This window comes from Streptosporangium canum (assembly GCF_900113865.1).
Lineage (GTDB): Bacteria > Actinomycetota > Actinomycetes > Streptosporangiales > Streptosporangiaceae > Streptosporangium > Streptosporangium canum.
In genome coordinates this window covers 64,815-81,352 of the sequence record NZ_FOQY01000038.1, presented here as the reverse complement: position 1 = coordinate 81,352, position 16,538 = coordinate 64,815, and the positions used below count along the sequence as shown (strand labels likewise).

At 71.6% G+C, this 16,538-nt stretch carries 16 protein-coding genes and 1 riboswitch; of the genes, 2 read left to right on the top strand and 14 right to left on the bottom strand.

All coding sequences use genetic code 11. The features are described from left to right. The 6 genes from iolB to BM085_RS36275 all read right to left on the bottom strand — a co-directional run. Window positions 1–753: 5-deoxy-glucuronate isomerase (gene iolB, locus BM085_RS36300; RefSeq protein ID WP_093891304.1), on the bottom strand; the 753-nt coding region annotated here is incomplete at its 3' end. Beyond that, window positions 750–1,631, bottom strand: coding sequence for a Cgl0159 family (beta/alpha)8-fold protein (locus BM085_RS36295; protein WP_093891303.1), 882 nt, complete (start codon window positions 1,629–1,631; stop codon window positions 750–752). The genes iolB and BM085_RS36295, both read right to left, overlap by 4 nt. Next, window positions 1,624–2,586: a 5-dehydro-2-deoxygluconokinase gene (iolC, locus tag BM085_RS36290; protein WP_177245448.1), complete on the bottom strand. Its 963-nt coding sequence runs from the start codon at window positions 2,584–2,586 to the stop codon at window positions 1,624–1,626. Before iolC ends, BM085_RS36295 begins: the two co-directional genes overlap by 8 nt. After that, window positions 2,583–3,428, bottom strand: a complete 846-nt coding sequence (locus BM085_RS36285) for a TIM barrel protein (RefSeq protein WP_093891302.1) — start codon at window positions 3,426–3,428, stop codon at window positions 2,583–2,585. The genes iolC and BM085_RS36285 overlap by 4 nt, the downstream gene beginning before the upstream one ends. Continuing rightward, window positions 3,425–4,396 carry a Gfo/Idh/MocA family protein gene (locus BM085_RS36280; protein WP_093891301.1) on the bottom strand — a complete coding sequence of 324 codons (972 nt, stop codon included), beginning with the start codon at window positions 4,394–4,396 and terminating at the stop codon, window positions 3,425–3,427. The genes BM085_RS36285 and BM085_RS36280 overlap by 4 nt, the downstream gene beginning before the upstream one ends. 114 nt (window positions 4,397–4,510) lie before the next feature. Beyond that, on the bottom strand, window positions 4,511–5,254 hold the full coding sequence (locus BM085_RS36275; RefSeq protein WP_093891300.1) for a GntR family transcriptional regulator: 744 nt from the start codon (window positions 5,252–5,254) through the stop codon (window positions 4,511–4,513). Between the two features lie 214 nt (window positions 5,255–5,468). On the opposite strand from BM085_RS36275, the gene BM085_RS36270 reads away from it, so the two are divergent. Next, a complete protein-coding gene (locus BM085_RS36270) occupies window positions 5,469–6,638 on the top strand; it encodes an ABC transporter substrate-binding protein (protein ID WP_093891299.1) in 1,170 nt (389 codons plus the stop codon). A gap of 55 nt (window positions 6,639–6,693) precedes the next feature. Here the strand turns inward: BM085_RS36270 and BM085_RS36265 are convergent, their stop codons facing one another. From BM085_RS36265 to BM085_RS36225, 8 genes are all read right to left on the bottom strand, one after another. Beyond that, window positions 6,694–7,875 (bottom strand): phytase, encoded by a 1,182-nt coding sequence (locus tag BM085_RS36265; RefSeq protein WP_245789906.1) that lies wholly within the window; start codon window positions 7,873–7,875, stop codon window positions 6,694–6,696. Window positions 7,876–8,229: 354 nt separating this feature from the next. After that, window positions 8,230–9,141: a LysR family transcriptional regulator gene (locus BM085_RS36260; RefSeq protein ID WP_031168957.1), complete on the bottom strand. Its 912-nt coding sequence runs from the start codon at window positions 9,139–9,141 to the stop codon at window positions 8,230–8,232. 43 nt (window positions 9,142–9,184) lie between these two features. Continuing rightward, window positions 9,185–10,210 carry a (2Fe-2S)-binding protein gene (locus tag BM085_RS36255; RefSeq protein WP_218158925.1) on the bottom strand — a complete coding sequence of 342 codons (1,026 nt, stop codon included), beginning with the start codon at window positions 10,208–10,210 and terminating at the stop codon, window positions 9,185–9,187. Between the two features lie 41 nt (window positions 10,211–10,251). Then, window positions 10,252–10,426: riboswitch (cobalamin riboswitch) on the bottom strand. A 31-nt stretch (window positions 10,427–10,457) separates the two neighbouring features. Then, entirely contained in the window at window positions 10,458–11,366 is a 909-nt protein-coding gene (locus BM085_RS36250; protein WP_093891297.1) for a YihY/virulence factor BrkB family protein, read from the bottom strand. Window positions 11,367–11,488: 122 nt separating this feature from the next. Continuing rightward, the gene (locus BM085_RS36245) at window positions 11,489–12,415 is read right to left on the bottom strand and encodes a siderophore-interacting protein (protein WP_093891296.1); all 927 of its coding nucleotides are present in this window, start codon (window positions 12,413–12,415) and stop codon (window positions 11,489–11,491) included. Between the two features lie 109 nt (window positions 12,416–12,524). Beyond that, the gene (locus tag BM085_RS36240; RefSeq protein WP_177245447.1) at window positions 12,525–13,571 is read right to left on the bottom strand and encodes a CHAP domain-containing protein; all 1,047 of its coding nucleotides are present in this window, start codon (window positions 13,569–13,571) and stop codon (window positions 12,525–12,527) included. Window positions 13,572–13,689: 118 nt separating this feature from the next. Next, window positions 13,690–14,466, bottom strand: a complete 777-nt coding sequence (locus BM085_RS46480; RefSeq protein ID WP_245789905.1) for a YciI family protein — start codon at window positions 14,464–14,466, stop codon at window positions 13,690–13,692. 199 nt (window positions 14,467–14,665) lie between these two features. Next, a complete protein-coding gene (locus BM085_RS36225; RefSeq protein ID WP_093891294.1) occupies window positions 14,666–15,160 on the bottom strand; it encodes a MarR family winged helix-turn-helix transcriptional regulator in 495 nt (164 codons plus the stop codon). 177 nt (window positions 15,161–15,337) lie between these two features. Here BM085_RS36225 and BM085_RS36220 point away from each other — a divergent pair, with 177 nt between their 5' ends. Next, window positions 15,338–16,513, top strand: coding sequence for an NADH:flavin oxidoreductase (locus BM085_RS36220; protein WP_093891293.1), 1,176 nt, complete (start codon window positions 15,338–15,340; stop codon window positions 16,511–16,513). Window positions 16,514–16,538 lie beyond the last annotated feature (25 nt).

Below are 16,538 nucleotides of genomic sequence, written 5' to 3'. Positions count from 1 at the left end.
GGCGTGCCGGGGGTCGTCGCAGAAGGCCATGGACCGCTGGGGGGCGGGCCCGGCCAGCACGTTGAGGTAGTACAGGTCGTAGCCGGGGGCCGCCATCGACGGGCCGTGGTAGCCGTGCGGGACCAGCACCACGTCTCCGCCCGACACCTCGGCCAGCGTGTCGTGGGTGCCGTAGACCCGCTGGTAGCCGGGGCCGCCCTCGAAGTAGTAGATCTCCTCCAGTACGGCTTCGCGCTCGGAGGCGGTGTCGTGCTTGTGCGGCGGGTAGGACGACCAGTTGCCGCCGGGGGTGAGCACCTCGACCGCGACGAGCTTGTCGCAGTCGAAGGCGTCCGGGGCGCAGAAGTTGTTGACCTGGCGGCTGGCCTGGCCGGCGCCGCGCACCTCGACCGGGACCTCGCGCGCCGGGCCGTACCGGATGGGAAAGCGGCGGGTCGCGCGGGCCGCGGGGAGTGCGAAGCGGCCGTGACCGGTGATCCGGGCGGACGTCCTGATCGGCAGGTAGGCGAAGTCGCTGACCGCGTCGAAGACCGACGTGCGCCCGGCCAGCGGCAGTCGCAGGCCGTCGGCGGTGACCTCGCACGAGCCCGACAGGGGCAGGACCAGCATCTCTTCGTCACCGGTGGCGAACTCCACGCTCCCACCGGACAGGTCCACGACCCGCAGTCCGACGTAGGTCCACCCGGCCGACTCGGGAGTGATCTTCACCGCCCACGGGGCGTCGGCCGCGGTGCCGCGGGGAATGTGCGTCATGAGGTCTCCAGCAGGCTGACCGCGGTGTCCACGGCCGCCGCCACGTCGTCGCCGGGCGGGTAGAGCAGGGCCCGGCCGACGACCAGACCCCGCACACCGGGCAGCCGCAGCGCCTTGCCCCAGGAGTCGAAGACCCGGTCGGGCGCCTCGGTGGGATCGCCGCCGAGCAGCAGGGTCGGCAGCGTGGTGGCCTCCATGACCCGTTCCATGTCGTCGATCACCGGGATCTTCAGCCAGGTGCGGGCGGAGGTCGCGCCGAGTCCCTGGCCGACGTTGATGGCGTGGATCATCCCCTCCGGGGACAGGTCGTGCCTGACCGCGCCGCCGGCCCGCCGGGACCAGAACGGCTCGATCATCGCCATCAGGTCGTGCGAGGCCAGCCCGGTGATCGCCCTGGCGCAGGACTCCAGGGTGGCGGCGGTGGCGGGGTCGTCCAGGCCGATCCGGCAGAGCATCTTGCCGCCGTCCAGCCCCATCCGGACGATCGAGGCGGTGTCGTAGGCGGTGAAGCGGTCGTCGAACTCGAAGGCCGAGCCCTGCACGCCGCCCCGGTTCATCGACCCGATGACGAGCTTGTCCTCCAGGGCGCCGAGCAGCAGCAGGTCCTCGACGACGTCGGGAGTGGCCAGCAGCCCGTCCACGCCGGGCCTGGCCAGGGCGGTCGTCAGCCGGTCGAGCAGGCCGGCGCGGCTCTCCATGGCCATCGGGCGGTCACCGACGCCGAGCGCGCCGCGCGCCGGGTGGTCGGCCGCGATGATCAGCAACTGGTCGCGGCCGGCGAGCAGCGGCCTGCGCCCGCGCGCGGCGGCCGCCTCGGCCACCCGCTCCGGATATCGGGCCCGGTCGTCGAGCAGCCGGCGGTAGTCCTCCTCACGCATGTGCGGTCGCTCCTCTGGGAGATTCACCCGACAGGACGTCCTCGATCTCGTCGAGGGTGGGCATCGCCGGAGCGCACGCCAGCCGCCCGGCCACGATCGCCCCGGCCGCGTTCGCGAACCGCAGCGTCCGCTCCAACGGCCAGCCCTCCAGCAGGGCGTGACACAACGCCCCACCGAAGGCGTCCCCCGCACCCAGCCCGTTGACCACCTCCACCTCCACCGGCGCCACCTCCACCGTCTCCCCCGCGCGCATCCCGACCACCCCGGCCGACCCCCGCTTGACGATCGCCAACTCCACCCCCGCCTCCAGCAGCAACCGGCCCGCCTCATACGGATCCCGCGTCCCGGTGGCCACCTCCACCTCATCCAGATTGCCCACCGCCACCGTCACCTGCCCCAGCGCCCGCCGCACCTGCATCCGCGCCGCCCGCACGTCCGGCCAGAACATCGGCCGGTAGTCCAGGTCCAGCACCGTGTGCGCCCGGCGCCCCCGCGCCCGCCACGCCGCCCAGTGCGCCTCCCGCGACGGCTCCTGGCACAACCCCGTCACCGTCGCCCACAACAACCGGCTCCCGGCCACCGCCTCCAGATCCAGCTCCTCGGCCAGGATCTCCAGATCCGGCGCCTTGGGCCAGCGGTAGAAATACAGCGGGAAGTCCTCCGGCGGCCGGATCTCACAGAACGTCACCGGCGTCGGCAGTCCCGGCACCGCACTGACATAACGGTCGTCGACCCCGTACTCCCGCAACGCGTCATGAACGAACATCCCGAACGGATCGGCCCCGGTCCGGGTGATCACCGCGCTGGCACGGCCCAGCCGGGCGGCGGCCACCGCCACGTTGACCGGGCTGCCGCCCAGATACTTGCCGAAGGTCTCCACCTGCCGCAGCGACACCCCCACCTGCAGCGGGTAGATGTCCACCCCCACCCGCCCCATGGTCAGCACGTCGGTCACGCGAGGCTCCCCAGGAAGGCCACGCTCGCGCGGACGTCGTGGAGGGGGCCCGCGCCGCCGGGCGGCTCGGAGCCGAGGACGACGTCCTGCTCCATGACGTACCAGCCCGCGTATCCGGCGGCTCCCAGGCCGGCGACGATGCCGGGGACGTCCACGTCGCCGCGGCCGAGCGGGCGGTAGATCCCCGCCTTCACGGCCTCGGTGTAGGACAGCTCACCGGCCCTGACCCGCCCGGCGAGGGCGGTGTCGACGTCCTTGAGGTGGACGTGCGCGATCCGCTCGGGGACCTCGCGGACGAGGTCCACCGGGTCGGTGCCGCCGATGAGCAGGTGGCCGGTGTCCAGGCAGAGCGGGACGGCGCTGCCGTCGAGCACCCGCTCCACCTCGTCCTTGGTCTCGACCATGGTCCCGACGTGCGGGTGCAGGGTGACCAGGCGGGCCGTCCCGCGCCGGATCCTGTCCAGGTTGCCCAGGAGCGTCCGCCAGCCCTCCGCGTCCAGCGAGGGGCGCGCGTCGTAGCCGTCGGCGCCGGTGGCGGCGGCCAGGACGACCACTGTCTCCTCGTCGAAGGAGGCCAGCGCGGCCCGCAGGCCCGGCAGCGGGTCATGGCCGGGGTCGTGCAGGACCACGGGGACGAAGCCGCCGACCGCGCGCAGGCCGTACCCGCCGAGCAGGCGTGCGCGCTGCTCGCGTTCCGGGGGCAGGAAACCGTCGGGGCCCAGCTCGGTGGCCGTCAGCCCCAGCTCCGCCATCTCGGCCAGCACTCTTTCCCGGGTCATCTGGTGTCCCCAGCCCGGCACCTCGCACACGCCCCAGGAGATGGGAGCTGCGGCGATCCTCACTTGGCCACCTCCAGAAGGCGGACCGGGCGGTCGTCGCGGCGGGACAGGTCCGCCGCCTCGGCGATGTAGAGAGCGGCCAGGGCGTCCTGGGCCGTGCAGGGACTCTCGCGCTCGCCCCGCGCCGCCGCCAGGAACGCGCTCATCTCCGCGACGTAGGCGGCGTCGAACCTGGTGACGAAGTCCGGCCACGGTTCGCCGGGCGGCTGCAGGCCCTCGGCGCTGGTGAGCGGCGTGCGCGGGTCGAGGCCGACCGCCCGGGTCCGCAGGGTGCCCGCCAGCTCCATCCGCACGTCGTAGCCGGCGCCGTTGTAGCGGGAGCCCTGCAGGGTGACCAGCGTGCCGTCGTCCAGGGTGAGCAGAGCGGCGCTGTTGTCGACGTCGCCGGCCTCGGCGAAGAACGCCGCGCCCCGGTTGGCGCCGGTGGCGTAGACGCTCTCCACCTCGCGGCCGGTGACCCAGCGCAGGATGTCGAAGTCGTGGATGTGGCAGTCCCGGAAGATGCCGCCGGACATGGGGACGTAGCCGGGAGCCGGTGGCGCCGGGTCGGCGGTGATCATGTGGACCCGGTGCAGGGTGCCGAGCTCGCCGCTCCGCAGCGCCTCGCGCGCGGCCGTGTAGCCGGCGTCGAAGCGGCGCTGGAAGCCGATGTGCACGACCGTCCCGCTCCGTTCGGCGGCGTCGGCGACCCGTATCGTCTCCGCGACGCCGGGCGCCGCGGGTTTCTCGCAGAAGGCCGGCACCCTCAGGTCGCAGGCCCGTACCAGCAATTCCGCGTGGGTGGCGGTGGGGGTGGCGATGACCACGGCGTCGGCGTCGAAAGGGTCTCCGACGCGGGCCTTGAGCCGCCCGGCCACCTCCTCCGCTCTGCTCTGGTCGGCGTCGGAGACGACCAGCTCGTCGGCAAGAGCAGAGAGGGTGGCAGCATGAAACGCGCCTATACGACCAAGGCCCAACAAGCCCACACGCATGATGACTCCTCGTCCAGGGGCCTCCAGTTCTAGATGAACGGGAGGCAAACCGTCAAGACTTTGTCCTGACATTCGGACTAACTATCATCATCACCAGTGTGAGTCCGGGTGTGGTCAGCGCTCCACGAGGGTGACCTCCAGGGAGTAGTGGGAGGCGCGGTAGACGTGCGAGCCGTGTTCCACGGCCCTGCCCTGGTCGTCGTAGGTCGTGCGGACCATCGTGAGCAGGGGGCAGGAGCGGCGCTCCTCCAGCAGCCGGGCCTCCGCGGGAGTGGCGGCGCGAGCGCCGATCCGCTGGTTGGCGACCCGCATGCGGACACCGGTGGAGCGGAGGAGCTCGTAGAGCCCGTGCTGTTGCAGTGCTTCGGCCGACAGGGGCGTGGATCCGGCCGGCAGCCAGTTGTGCAGCAGGGCCAGCGGTTCCCCGAGGGCGTATCTGAGCCGCTCCAGCCGGAGCACCGCGGCGCCCGGCGGGACGCCGAGCGCGGCGGCGACGCTCTCTTCGGCGGGGACCGTGTCGATGGCGAGCACCCGGGTGACCGGCTCCTGTCCCGCCCGGCGCAGGTCGTCGTAGAGGCTGGTGAGCTCGACCGCCCGTTTGACCTGGCCGTGCACGACCTGGGTGCCGACGCCGCGCTTGCGGACCACCAGGCCCTTGTCGACGAGGTACTGGATGGCCTGGCGGACGGTCGGGCGCGAGAGCCCCAGGTGGTCGGCGAGCTGGATCTCGTTGGCGAGCCGGGATCCTGGGAGCAGCTCGCCGGCCTGGATGGCCTCCGCGATCCGCTCGGCCACCTGGAAGTAGAGGGGTACGGGACTCGCCCTGTCGAGGTCGATGTCCAATCTCGTCACAGTCACGGTCAGACATTAATGGAGATCAGGATGTCTTAACCAATACCAGATCGCCGTCCGCCCGCATGGCATGTGACGGGATCGTGTCGAGTGCCGCACAAAGGTAAGAATGTCTTGACAAATCGTTCACGTGGCGTTCATCGTTGAGCGCACTGCGCCGCCGGATCGGGGCTCTGAGAGGCGCATATGACCCCTGAGAGGCAAGAGGAGTGACGCCATCGTGAGGCGTACCCGGAAGATCATCCCTGCGGCACTGCTGGCATTGGCCGTCGCCGCGTGCGCACCCTCCACAGGAGCCGACGCCCCATCCGGGACGACGGCGGCCAAGCCGCTGCCCGGCCCCTCGGTCGATGCGGCCTTCGACCTGGACACCCTGGTCGAGGCCGCCAAGAAGGAGGGCAGCCTGCTGGTCTACGACTCCAGCGGCGACATCGAGGAAGTGGCCAAGGCCTTCACCGACAAGTACGGCATCGCGATGGAGGGCGTGAAGTCCGACACCCCGCAGACCGCCGAGAAGATGCTCAGAGAGCACGCCGCCGACAACGTGACGATCGACGCGGCGATGTACGAGGACGGCGGGGTGCTGGTCGGCCAGCTCATCCCGCAGGGCGTGGCGCAGACCTGGGTGCCTGCCGACCTGAAGGACCAGATCCCGCAGGAGAACCACAACCCGCTGCTCGCGCTGTCGAAGGCCACGGTCTTCGCCTACAACACCAAGCTGTCGCCCGACGGATGCCCGGTGAAGAACGTCTGGGACCTGACCGAGCCGGAATGGGCCGGCAAGCTGGTGATGCAGGATCCGCTGGGCAAGCCGACCGTGCTGTCGTTCTTCACCCAGCTGGACGCCCACGGCAACCAGGTGCTGGAGCAGGCGTACCAGGCGAAGTACGGCAAGGCGCTGGAGACCAAGGAGAAGAGCGCCGCCTACGAATGGATCAAGCGGATGTCGGTCAACAAGCCGGTGCTGACCGGCTCCGACGAGGACATCTCCGGTGCGGTGGGCGCGCCGAGCGCCACCGACAAGAAGATCGGCTTCATGTCGATCTCGAAGTTCCGCAACAACGAGGACAAGGGATACACCCAGGCGACGTGCGCGGCGATGACGCCGTTCGTCGGCTTCAGCTATCCCAAGTACGTCGCCGTCGCCGCCAGGAGCAAGCATCCCAATGCGGCCAAGCTGTACGTCCACTTCATCATGACCGAGGAGGGCGTCAAGCACGAGATCGGCGAGGGCGGCGTCTCCGGCAACGCCACGGTCAAACCGATGGTCACCCCGCCCGGCCTGGACGACTGGAAGGCCCAGCTCTTCCACACCGACCCCAAGGTGCTGCTCGGCGACCTCCAGAACCGCCAGACGGTCTCCGACTTCTGGCGCGTCAACCACGGCTGAGCCGATGAACGGAGAAGCCCCCGGCGAGTCAGGTCGCCGGGGGCTTCACTCATTCTCAGTCGCGGGGGTCCCAGCCGTCGGTGTCGACGTCCAGGTCGAGCCCGTCGGCGATGCCTTCCCAGCCGACGAACTTGAAGTTCGTGTTCTCCCGGTCGGGCACGGCCGGCGTGTTGGCACCGTCGTGCGCGATGAACATGCCCTCCTCGAAGTCACCCAGCGGGACGTTCAGCACGGTCGAGCCGTCGCTGTGCTCGACGCCGTCGACGCCGTTGTGCGTCCCGACGCGGAACTGGCCGAGGTAGGCGTTGGAGCCTTCCTTGCGGTAGGCGGCGAAGGTGTTGTCACCCTGGCTGGAGGCCAGCAGGTAGCCCTTCTCGTCGTCCCGGTAGTAGATCGTGAGGCCTTCGGCGTCGGCCGTCAGGCGCTGGCCGCCGTAGCCGGGGTCCACGCCGGGCGTGCACTCCTCGGTCGCCGGGTCGTAGGTGGCGGGCACGCCGTAATCGCGGACCTTGTCCATGAGCGTCGGCGTCCCGGTGAGGTCGGCCCGCATCCGCCAGATGCCGACATCCTCCTGGGCCGCGTAGAGCACGTCGGTCTGCTGGTCCACGACCATGCCCTCGACCTGCGGCGTCCTGCCCGGCTCGTCGCAGGGGGTCCAGCTCTGGCCGTTCGGCAGGGCGAACGACGCGGGCAGGTTCAGCGTCCTGACGACCTGGTAGCCGACCTTGCCGTTCGGCTTGGGAAGAAGCTTGACCAGGCCGATCGCGGTCGTGTGCCGCCGGCTGACCAGAGCGTAGGTGCCGGTGGAGTCCTTCCAGGTGGTCAGGCCGTACGCCGTCTCCCCGTCGTTGACCTGCGGCTGGGTGGTGTTGAACACGAACGGGGCCGCCGGGTCCGTCACGTCGGTCAGCTGGCCCTGCGCGACGGCGTAGATCCGGAGCTGGTCCCGGCCGCGGTCGGAGACGACCGCGAGGTCCCGCCCGCCGAAGCCGTAGGTGACGTCGACGTTGTTGAAGCGCCCGCCCTCGTCGTCGGGCCCCGGCGCCGCGGGGGCCGGCAGGTGCTGGAGCTGCTGGGCATCAAGGTTGTAGACGTAGAGGCCGCCCTCCTTGGCCGTCGCTATCACCAGGCTCTTGCCGGACTTGGAGGGGTGGACCCAGATGGCCGGGTCGTCGCCGTTGGCGTTGCCGCCCGCCTCGTCGTCGAACAGGGCAGGGGTCTCCACCTCGGGGTCCACCGACGGGATGCTCTGCCCCGAAGCCGGGACAGACAGTGCTCCGACAAGCGAGCACGTCAGGACTGCCAGGAAAAGCCTGGGCAGGGGACGCATTGCGCCTCCTCGTTTGGGGGGTTGCTGTCGCACAAGAACGTAACTATGAATTTACGACAAAGCAATAGTACATCGTTATGTCATGACATAATGATGTACTGGGTACGAACGATCGACGAACGGCGGTGGAAGCCGGGGTGCTTCCAGGCCAGGCCAGGCCAGGCGACGCCGGAGCGCCCGTGCCCGTACTTGTGCCTGCCCGTACTTGTGCCTGCTCGTGCTTGTTCCTGCCGGTGCCCGCTCGCGCCCGTGCCCGAGGTCTCAGCGCAGGGCGTTGCGCATCTGGGCCGAGGCGTCGCGCAGGTAGTCGATGAAGGAGCGCAGCGCCGGGTTGGGGTTGGTCGGGCGGACGGCGGCGCCGATCCTGCGGAAGAGGCGGGGGCCGTCCAGCCGGCACACCTGGATGCCCGCCGCGCCCTGCGCGCCGAGGCTGGGCACCAGGGCCACCCCCAGGCCCGCCCTGACCAGCCCGAGCGTGACCTCGTAGTGGTCGCTGCGGCAACGGATCATCGGATTGAACCCCTCCAGCGCGCTGGCCCGTTCCAACACCGACACCGGCGTGTCGGTGCCGTACGTGGTGATCCACGGTTCGTCGGCCAGGTCGGCGAGCCGTACCCGCTGCCGCTGCCCCGCCGGATGGCCCGACGGCACGACCAGGAGCTGCGGCTCGTCGAACAGGTGGGCGACCTCGACCCCCTCCGGCGGTTTCCAGGGGTCGAGCGCGTGCTCGAAGACCACCAGGATGTCGAGCGCGCCCCGCTCCAGGTCGGGCAGGAGCTCGTGCGGCTGGCCGAGCACCAGGTCGAGCTCCACGGCGGGGTGACGGGCGGTGAAGGTCGACAGCGCCAGCGGCAGCAGCCGGTAGCCCGCGGAGGCGAAGAACCCGATCCTGAGCTGCCCGGAGTCGGCCCTGGCCTGCGCCAGCAGGTCCTTCTCCGCGGCCTCGATGATGTCGAGCACCTCCTGGGCCCGGGTCGCGAGGCGTCGCCCGGCCGCGGTCAGCCGCAGGCTCTGCGCGCCCCGCTCGACCAGGCCCACCCCGGCCTCCTCCTCCAGCTTGGAGAGCTGGTGGGACACGGCGGACGGCGAGAGCCGCAGGATACGCGCGGCTCCCGCGATACTCCCCGTCCTGAAGACCTCAAGAAGCACCCGCAGGCGGTGACTGCTCAGCACCGTTCCAGTATCGGTGCAGGCAGCGTGGCCGAGCAGCCGGGGGTCACGGGGCCGCTCCGTCCTGTCGCAGGGCCCGCGCCCACTGGTCGTGGCGGATCTCGTGGGGCAGCAGGACGCAGTCGCCGCACTTGCCGCCGCCGGGCAGGCGGTAGTAGAGGCAGCAGCTGCGCCGGACGAAGAAATGACGGCCGGGGGCCGGCTCGGCGAGGTCGCCGGTCCCTTCCAGCACTCCGAGGGCCAGCAGCTCGCGGCTGAGCGCGGCGGCCCGGGGGGCGAGGTCCGGCCGTTCGCGCGCGACGGTCGTCAGGGTCCCGGCCAGCGCGGAGGCCGCGTTGCCCCACAGCAGCCGCGGGGAGATCGGAGTGATCTCCTGTACGGCCCGCGCCACCGGTTCGAGCAGTTCGGTCATCACGTTGCGGTAGACCAGCTCGGCGACCCGGCCGGGGCCGGTGACCTCCCAACCGGCCGGCCGGGCCGTCCACAGCGGGAGCGGGCCGCTCGCGATGGGCCGCCAGTGGACGTGCGCCGGGGCGAGGTCCGGCAGCACGCCCCGGAGGGCGACCGCGCCGACGACCGGTGACCAGAGCCGGGCGGCCAGCCCCTGGAACAGGATCGAGGCGGCCACCCTGGTCTCGCCGGTGCCCAGCCGCCGCCCGACGTGGCCGGTCCAGGCACGCAGGGCGCCGAGGTCGGCGTGGAGCGCGGTGAGCGGGCGCCAGGCAGGGTCGGCCTCCTCCGCGGGATCCGTCGAGACGGCGAAATACGGGCCGAGAGCCGACACTCCGGCCAGTGCCTCGCTCACCGCGCGGGTCTCGGCGGGGCGGAGTCCCTGGGGCCGCCGGGCCGCCGCCTGCCCGGCCCATCCCGTGAGCTCGGCCAGCGAGGCGAACCAGTGGCCCTCACCGTCGAAGGCCGCCTCGTAGCCGTCGCCGGTCGCCTCCACGGCCAGGTCGGCCGGGCCCGCGGTGACGGTCTTCCAGCCCTGGCCGGCCAGGCAGCGCATCAGCGGCGGCAGGTGAGGGCCACCGGCCGTGACGCGTGCGGTACCGGCTGATCCGCCGTGCGGCATGAGAAACGCGCTCCTCTCTCGGGGAGATCCGCCCCGTTCCGTGAGGAGGCGACCGCGTGAGTCTCCTGGCTCTCGGGTCGATGCCCGTCCCGGCCTTCCCGCGCCCGCGGTGGCCTGTCCGGGATCCGCTCGCCGATCACAGTGGCGGGACCGCGCCGGATTTACACCGGTTTCCTCGTTCCGCCGTCGCCTTCCCGGCCATGCTCGCACAGCTCACATCCGTGGCAAAGTCGGGCGGGGGAGGGGATCACGTCAGGGCGGCCGGCGCGGCCGGGCGGCGGACGGCCAGATCGACGATGTCGCCGGTGGTGGCGGTGGCGGTGAGCGCGGCGGCGAACAGGATGAGCTGGTTGAGGAGCTTGAGGAAGGCGAGCAGCGCGACGGCGCCGGCCACGACCTGGTAGGCGGGGTTGGCCGCGGTGATCTCCAGATAGAACTGGCCGATCGTCTTGAGGACCTCCAGGCCCAGGCTGATGACCAGGGCGGGGCCGAGCACCCGGCGCGGCGGCAGCCGCAGCCGCGGGGGAGCGGTGAGCAGGGCGACCGCCAGCAGGGTGTTCACGCCGAGACCGAGCATGAACGCGACCGCGGCCAGCAGCCACTGCGTCGGGATGTCGTCGACGCCCACGGTGTGCACCAGCAGCCAGTTCAGCAGCGTCTCGGCGGCGAAGGCCACCGCGAGCGAGGCCGACAGCAGCGCCCCGAGCCCGGCCAGCACGCCCAGGTCGATGAGCTGGCGCAGCAGGAAACGGCCCGGATACTCCTCGATCCGCCAGATCGCCCTGATCGCCGACCGCAGGGTGTCCATCCAGAACAGGCCGGTGATCGGCAGGCCGACGAAGGCGATCACCCCGGCCGTGCTCCTGGCGTCACGCAGTGCCTGCACGTCGAGGCGGGGGAAGTTCTCGGTGAGATACCGCTGCACGGTCCGTATCACCTGCGGATCGTCCAGGACGTGCCCGATGATCGAAAAGCTCAGCAGCGCGAGCGCGAACAGCGCGAAGAACGCGTAGTAGGTGAGGGCGGCCGACAGCCGTCCACCGTCCGCCTGGTCGTAGCGCACGCCGGCGCGGACCAGATGGTCCAGCCAGCGGTGGCGGTGGCGGGCCCCGGTCCACAACGTCGCGACCCGCCCAGTGAATCCGGTGACCGTCATGCATCGGTCACTACCCGGAGCGCACCGGACTACCATCGGCGCCGGCCACCTGTGCGGCGGGTTTCCCGGGCCCGGTCGTTCGTGAGAACGGCCGGGACCACCCGCCGGCGGCGCGGTGGTGCTCAGTCGCTCTCCGAGCGCCCCAGCCGCCAGTAGCCCATGAACGCCACCGACGAGCGGTCGATCCCGGCCTCCTGCACGAGGTGGCGGCGGAGCAGCTTGACCACGCCGGCCTCGCCGGCCAGCCAGGCGTAGAGGCCGTCGCGCCCCGAGGCCGGCGGGACCTCCCACAGGATCTCGGTGTCGACGTCGACGTCCTCCAGGAGGTCCCCCACGTCGCTCCGCACGGTGATCTCGCCGACGGCGTCGCGGACGGCCGGGACGAGCAGCTCGCCGTGGCGGGCCCCCTCACGGGGCAGCCAGGTGACCTCCACGCCCGGCCGTACGTCGAGGGGGAGCACGTCGGCGCCCTGCGGCACCTCCAGCAGGACCCTGGCCCGCACCTCGCCGGAGAGGCTCTCGGCGATGGCGGCGATGGCGGGCACGGCGGTCTCGTCGCCGGCCAGCAGCAGGCGCGTCGCCCCGGCCGGCGGAGCCCACTCCTGACCGCCGGTGGGCCCGGGGTGGGCCGCGTTGGGGCCGATGACCACGGCGCGGTGGCCGGGGGCGGCGTAGGTCGCCCAGCGGGAGGCGGGGCCGGCGTCGCCGTGGAGCACGAAGTCGATGTCGAGCTCGCGCTGCCGGGGCCGTACGGCGCGCACGGTGTAGGTGCGGATCGGGTTGCGCGACTCCACCGGCAGCGCCCTCCACCGCTGGTACCAGCCGGCCCCGTCGCTGATGGAGGTGAAGCCGCCGCCGGGCAGCGGGAGGGCCAGCTTGATCCGCTGGTCGAAACCGTTGTCGGCGAAACCGGACAGCTCCTCGCCGCCGAAGGTGACCCGGACGAAACTCGGGCTGAGCCGCAGCGTCCGCAGGACCCGGACAGGGAAGGCGCGGTAGGCGGGGATCTCCTCGACGCGCTCTACGGTCTGCTCACTGACGGCTGTCATTGTGCTGCCTTCGCTCGGAAATGTCATCGCGAGCAACTTAGCTTTGGCTAACCTAATTAATCAAACCGGGGGCGCCGCGTCCGGCCGGACCGTCCGACCACTCACCCGGTCAGGTCGAGTACGGCCGGCGCCCGGCCCTGGCGCCCGCCGGCCGCGCCGGACCGGCTCCGCCGCCCGCCCGCCGGTGCATGTGCCGGACGGCCTGCCGGGGCCCGATCCCCCCGGCCGGCGAGCCCGGCCGATCGAGGCCCGATCCGAGGGGCGTCTCCACACCCGGTCCAGGGGCCGTCTCCATCCCTGGCCGGAAGGCCGTCTCCGTGTCCGGCGGGAGGAGCGTCTCCGCCCCCGGTCCCCGCCTGCGGTGCCGGCCGCCCGCCGGGACGCGGGAGCGGCTGTCCGCCGGGAGGGAGGGCGGCCGGGGCGCCGGGGCGGGCGCCACTCCTGCCGCCGGGGCGCGCGGGCGGCGTCTGGCCAGGACGAGCGTCGCGCCGAGGACGAGAAGGAGCACTCCCGCGACCGGCGCGGCCTCCAGGGGGATCGAGGGTGTCTCCGGACGGCCGACCACGGAGGCGCTCACGGATCCGGCGGCCGCCGCGCCGGCCTCGGTCCGGCCGGCGGACGCCGCGCCGACTTCGGTCCGGCCGGCTGTCACCGGGACGGGCGCGTCCCCGCCCGTCAGGCCCTCCTTGACCCTGTGCGGCAGGCCGTAGCCGACGACCTTGCTCTCGTCGCGCGTCTTGCGCTTCAGCCAGACCCCGTCGACGTTGCCCTCGATGGTGTGGAGCGTTCCATCCTCGACTCTCTCGACGACGCCGACGTGGTCGATTCCCTTGATGTCCTTGCCGCCGGACCAGTCGAAGAAGACCAGGGCCCCGGGCTCCGGCTCATCGGACCAGGCGCCCCGCGTCTCGAACCAGCGGGCGTGGGAGGGCGTCCAGGCGAACTGGCCGACGAAGTCCTCGACGCCCGCCTTCCCGGCGGCCCAGGCGATGACCATGTCGCACCAGGGGGCCGTTCTGTACTGGGGGTCCTTGACGACGTTGGTGGAATACCATTCGCCGAACGTGGTGCGCTGCCCGGCCTGCTCCCGGTATCCGAGCTCCGGCTCCATGACTCTGAGCAGATTCTCACCGATCGGATCCACGCCCGTCAGCACCCCGTCCACTCTTCTCCGCCCTTCCGTGAAGGGTGGTCACCGCCGATACCGCTGGACTGTATTCAGCGGAAAGACGAAAAGTCGGGTTTTAGCTTAAAAAGCCATCTCGAAGGGCTGTTTAATGCCGGATTTGACGATGACGGGCGGCCGGGATCAGTGATCGTCTATCATCGCCCACCGAGGCTCGCGGCGGGGCGCCAGGAGCCGCCGGGGACCCCTGGAAACCCGTTCGGTGAATCACGGGGGTGGCACGGCGGGATCCGCGGACATCGAAGGCTCTACAGGTCCGGCGGACCGATCCGGACGTCGTCGCGGCGAGCCGGGCGGCGCGGGCGGTGAGGTACTCCCGCTCCGGGACGCTCATCGTACGGCTGGCCGCCACGCGGTAGTCGTCGACGGCCGCCTGCGGGTCGCCGCCCATCTCCAGCAGATGGGCCCGCGCGGTGTGGAAACGGTGGTGCCCCGCCAGGCGTCCGTCGGTGCCGAGTGCCCTGAGCATGTCGAGGCCGGTCGCGGCGCCCTGCACCATGGCGGCGAGGATCGGCATGTTCAACGGCTTGCCGCCCGGCCCGGGGGCTGCCGAGAGGGACGCGGCGAGCTCGATCGCCCGCTCCTGGCTGTCGCAGTCGACGATCCAGTAGCCGATCAGGAAATCCTTCGCCTCAGGGTAGGGGCCGTCCGTGACGACGGGGGTGCCGCCGTCACCGGCCCGCACGGTCCTGGCCTGGTCGGGCATCGCCAGTCCCTGCGTCTCCACGAGCTCCCCGGAGGCGGTGAGCTTCTCGTCCGCGCTGTGCATGAACTCGATGTGGGCCGTGACGTCCTCCGGGGGCCATGTGCTGATCGGCGGGAAAACGGCCTGCTGGCCGAACTGCATCAGCAGCATGTACTTCATGTTCCGGCTCCTTCGGTTCCCGCGCCTTCCTCGGCGCTCCCCCATAGGTAGAAGCACGCCTGCGTGTTCTCTACATCCTGGCCGGAATCCAGGAGAAAAAATCACCCGGGCCCGGCGAGACCGGCTCCGCCTCATCCGGGGTGCGGCCGGCCCGCGAGAGCTTCGGTGCTGCCGCGCGGCGGGGGCAGGCGGGGGAGCTCTACCGGGAGTCACCGGTGCCGGGGCCGGGAGCGGATGCCAGCCGGGCGGCCTGTTCGGTGCCGACCGCGGAGACCCGGCGCAGGTAGTCGCCGATGACGGAGAGCTGCTCGTCGGTGAAGCCGTCCAGGGCCGAGACGAAGGCCGCGCCGGGGGTGTCCCAGGCGTCGTCCACCTCCGACACCGGCTTGGGAGCCAGCGAGACCAGCGTCTTCCTGCGGTCGGCGGGGTCGCCGCGGCGGACCACCAGGCCGGCCCTGTCCAGCCGGTCCACCAGCCGGGTGGCCGATCCCGACGTCAGGCCGGTCAGTTTGGCGATCTCTCCCGTGGTCAGCGGCTCCGGCTCGAGCGAGAGCAGGCTGAGGCACTGCAGATCGGTGGGGTGGAGTCCCAGATGGTCGGCCAGGGCCTGGTTGAACAGCGTGTAGGCGGCGTAGTGCCTCCGGCTCTCGGCGACCACTTGCTGGATCAGCCGCTCGCGGGCCTCGTTCGGCATGTGGCGGCCACCTTCCCAATTTTGGATGCATGACACAGATAGTGTGTTGCGCACAATATGTGTCGCAGCTCCATTCTATGCGGCGGGCATCCGCCGCGCCCGCCGGCCGGCGGAAGTTTCCCGGGTCGGGGCGGCGCAACGCTGTCACGCAAGCGCTTGTTTGGTAGATAGTGAGTCATGGCTGAAACCGTGGCCGACGTCTTCGCTCCCGCGAAGCTCGGGCCGATCACCCTGCGCAACCGCCTGATCAAGTCCGCCACCTTCGAGGGCAGGACCCCGAAGGCGCTGGTCTCCGACGACCTGGTCGAGTTCCACCGGCGCACGGCCGCCGGCGGCGTGGGCATGACCACCGTCGCCTACTGCGCGGTCGCCCCCGAGGGGCGCACCGAGCGGCGGCAGATCTGGATGCGGGCGGAGGCCGTCCCCGGCCTGCGCCGGCTCGCCGACGCCGTGCACGCCGAGGGGGCGGCCGTCTCCGCGCAGATCGGCCACGCCGGTCCGGTGGCCAACCCGGCCTCCAACCGGCTCCCCGCGCTGGCCCCCACCCGCCGGCTCAACCCGATGAGCATGACCATGACCCGCGCGGCGACGAGATCGGACATCGAGCGCATCGTGCGGGCGCACGCCGACGCGGCGCTCATCGCGGCGGAGTCCGGCTTCGACGCCGTCGAGATCCACATGGGGCACAACTACCTGACCAGCGCCTTCCTCAGCCCCCGGCTCAACCGCCGGACCGACGAGTACGGCGGGAGCCTGGCCAACCGCGCCCGGATGGCCCGCGAGGTGGCCCGCGCCGTACGCGGGGCCGTCGGCGACCGGATCGCTGTCCTGGCCAAGCTCAACATGGACGACGGGGTGCGCGGCGGCCTGGTGGTCGAGGAGAGCCTCCAGGTCGCGGCCTGGCTGGAGGAGGACGGCGGCCTCGACGCCATCGAGCTGACCGAGGGCAGCTCGCTGCTCAACCCGATGTACCTGTTCAAGGGAGACGTCCCGCTCAAGGAGTTCGCCGGGGTCTTCCCGCAGCCGCAACGGCTGGGCGTGCGGCTGCTGGGCCGCCGTCTCCTGCGGGCCTACCCCTACCGGGACGCCTACCTCCTCGACGACGCCCGCCAGTTCCGGGCCGCCCTGCGCATGCCGCTGGTGCTGCTCGGCGGCATCACCGACCGCCGGACCATGGACCTGGCCATGCGGGAGGGCTTCCAGTTCGCGGCCATGGGCAGGGCGCTGCTCATGGAACCCGATCTGCCGGCCCGGATCAGGGGAGACGGGGCCACCGCGTCCCGGTGCGTCCACTGCAACAAGTGCATGCCGACCATCTACACCGGCACGCGCTGCGTGCTCACCGATCCGTAGGGCCGCGGACCGGGTGCCGTCTGGT

Coding starts and splice junctions, on each gene's coding strand:
- BM085_RS36295 (WP_093891303.1), bottom strand. CDS start 1,631: ATGCGTGAGGAGGACTACCGCCGGCTGCTCGACGACCGGGCCCGATAT.
- BM085_RS36280 (WP_093891301.1), bottom strand. CDS start 4,396: ATGCGTGTGGGCTTGTTGGGCCTTGGTCGTATAGGCGCGTTTCATGCT.
- BM085_RS36255 (WP_218158925.1), bottom strand. CDS start 10,210: ATGCCGCACGGCGGATCAGCCGGTACCGCACGCGTCACGGCCGGTGGC.
- BM085_RS36250 (WP_093891297.1), bottom strand. CDS start 11,366: ATGACGGTCACCGGATTCACTGGGCGGGTCGCGACGTTGTGGACCGGG.
- BM085_RS36245 (WP_093891296.1), bottom strand. CDS start 12,415: ATGACAGCCGTCAGTGAGCAGACCGTAGAGCGCGTCGAGGAGATCCCC.
- BM085_RS46480 (WP_245789905.1), bottom strand. CDS start 14,466: ATGAAGTACATGCTGCTGATGCAGTTCGGCCAGCAGGCCGTTTTCCCG.
- BM085_RS36225 (WP_093891294.1), bottom strand. CDS start 15,160: ATGCCGAACGAGGCCCGCGAGCGGCTGATCCAGCAAGTGGTCGCCGAG.
- BM085_RS36220 (WP_093891293.1), top strand. CDS start 15,338: ATGGCTGAAACCGTGGCCGACGTCTTCGCTCCCGCGAAGCTCGGGCCG.